Annotated in this window: 1 protein-coding gene; it reads left to right on the top strand. The window is 63.5% G+C overall.

Features of this window, described 5'->3' with window-relative positions; all coding sequences use genetic code 11:
- Positions 1 to 589 precede the first annotated feature (589 nt).
- Positions 590 to 1,895 (top strand): group II intron reverse transcriptase/maturase (gene ltrA, locus IVW53_15845; GenBank protein MBF6607036.1); only part of this gene is annotated, 1,306 nt, incomplete at its 3' end.

The raw sequence follows: 1,895 nt of genomic DNA on the forward strand, positions 1-1,895 counted from the left end.
TTCGTGCGTCCAGACAGTTGGAGGTGATGCGATAGAGCAGATCTGACAACGACAAGCTCGTCGTCGCCTGCCGGTGCAAGTCCGGTCCGGGTAGCTACCAGGAGGCCCGGTAGCAGGCTGGCCGCTCGGTCTGGAAACGGTCCGGGTCGAAGCCCAGCGTCGAAAGCCCCTCTGGGGGAAGCAAATGTGCGGTCCGTAGCATGAAGCGAAGCCTGCCACGTCGTTAGAGGCCCTGCCCTCGGGCGGGGAAGAGGGAGAGCCGAGCCCGGGAATTCGGGGCGAAGGCCATGGAAGCGGTGAAGACCCTGGAGTTGCAGCCGCCAAGAACTCCCCGGCGCATGGGGCGTGGAACGCACAGAAGGTGGCGACGGGAACTGGAGAGGCCCTCCCCGGCCCGATGGTCTGCGAATCGAGCCATCGGAGCGCCGAGCCCTATAACCGTTACGCCGGGAAGTGGGCATCGAGCCGGGTGGGCGTCGGAGGCGGTCGTAGTACCGATCGAGCCGAGCGGACAACACAACCGCCGGTGAGGGAAGGGCCGCTACTTCGTCGGTGCGTTTCGAACAGGAAAGGGCTGGTGAGTGCCTTCATGGCTAGTCCCGCCGAATTGAACAAAGTCCAAAGTCTGCAACGAACGCTCTACCGGACGGCCAAGGCCGACCCCGGACGACGGTTCCATGCGCTCTATGACAAGGTCCATCGCAGGGACGTCTTGGAGCGTGGATGGTTCCAGGTGCGCCAAAACTACGGCGCCCCTGGCATCGACCGCAGGACCATCGACGACATCGAGGAATACGGGGTCACCCGACTCCTCGACGAGCTGGCTGCGGAGCTTCGGGATCATCGCTATCGGCCACTGCCGGCCCGCCGGGTGTGGATACCCAAACCCGGTTCGGACGAACGGCGGCCGCTGTCGATCCCCGCAATCCGTGACCGCATCGTGCAAGCAGCTGTGAAGACGGTGATTGAGCCGATCTTCGAAGCTGACTTCCAGCCGTGTAGCTTCGGTTTCCGACCGAAGCGCTCGGCGCATGATGCCCTCCAAGTCCTCATTGACGAGGCATGGAGGGGACGCCGATGGGTGGTCGAGACGGATATTGCCTCGTGTTTCGAAGCGATTCCCCACGACCAGTTGATGCAGACGGTTGAAGAACGCATCTGCGATCGCCAGATCCTGAAACTCCTGCGGGCCATGTTGGCCGCCGGGGTGATGGACAGCGACGTGGTGCTCCGTGCCGATACCGGCACACCCCAAGGTGGGGTGGTGTCCCCGTTGCTCTGCAACGTCTACCTGAACCGGCTCGACCGGGTGTGGAAGACGAAGGGCGTGGGGCAACTGGTGCGTTACGCCGATGATCTGGTGGTGATGTGTGCGACCCGCCAGCAGGCCGAGTATGCCCTCGGGCTACTCACCGACCTGCTGGCCGATCTCGGCCTGGAGCCCAAGGCATCCAAGACCCGGATCGTGCACCTGGAGGAGGGGGGCGAGGGATTCGATTTTCTCGGCTTCCACCACCGCTGGGTGCGGGCTCAATCACAACACGCTCGACAAGTGATGTTCCTCGCCCGCTGGCCTTCGGACAGAGCGATGCAGCGAGTGCGCAGCCGAGTGCGTGAACTCACGCCTCGGCGACGCCTTCGGGTGCCGATCGAAGTGATCGTGGAGGACCTCAATCAAGTCCTCCGTGGCTGGGCCGGGTACTTCCGTTACGGAAACTCGACTCGACACTTCGAGAAGGTGCGGGACCATGCGTTGGAACGCCTGGCGCTTCAGGTGGCCAAACGCCATCACCGCCCCCGGCGCTATGGCTGGTCGGTTGTTGCCTTCCAGTCTCCCAATCAGCTTGGTCTCATCACGCTGTCCGGAACCGTCGTTGCCCCCAGACCCTTTAGGG

The organism is Chloroflexota bacterium (assembly GCA_015478725.1).
Classification (GTDB): domain Bacteria; phylum Chloroflexota; class Limnocylindria; order Limnocylindrales; family CSP1-4; genus C-114.